This is a genomic window from Stenotrophomonas sp. SrG (assembly GCF_050031795.1).
Classification (GTDB): Bacteria; Pseudomonadota; Gammaproteobacteria; order Xanthomonadales; family Xanthomonadaceae; genus Stenotrophomonas; species Stenotrophomonas rhizophila_A.
Genome location: NZ_JBNBBE010001180.1, coordinates 1 through 238, shown reverse-complemented (window position 1 = coordinate 238; position 238 = coordinate 1). Strand labels below are relative to the sequence as shown.

1 pseudogene is annotated in these 238 nt (G+C 76.1%); it reads right to left on the bottom strand.

Going from position 1 to position 238, the window contains the following annotated elements:
- Positions 1-238 (bottom strand): annotated as a pseudogene (locus tag ACQG3P_RS23175) (oxidoreductase); the annotation flags it as partial.

The window sequence follows — 238 nt, the reverse complement described above, 5'->3', positions numbered from 1 at the left end:
CGCTCCGTCGATCCGCACCCCGGTGCGGCCCCGCGCGCCGCCAGCCAGAATCCGCGCGACCGCGGCCGGCACTGCCTCCAGGGCCATCTCGCCGGTGCAGATTGCGTCCAGGGGCCGCGGCTTCCAGTCGCCGCCCAGTCGCTCCCCGCCCTGCTCGCGCCGCGCACGCGGGGCCGAAGACGACGACCCGCCCCGCAGCGACACGCCGCGGATGATGCAGGGCATCACCGTCATATCC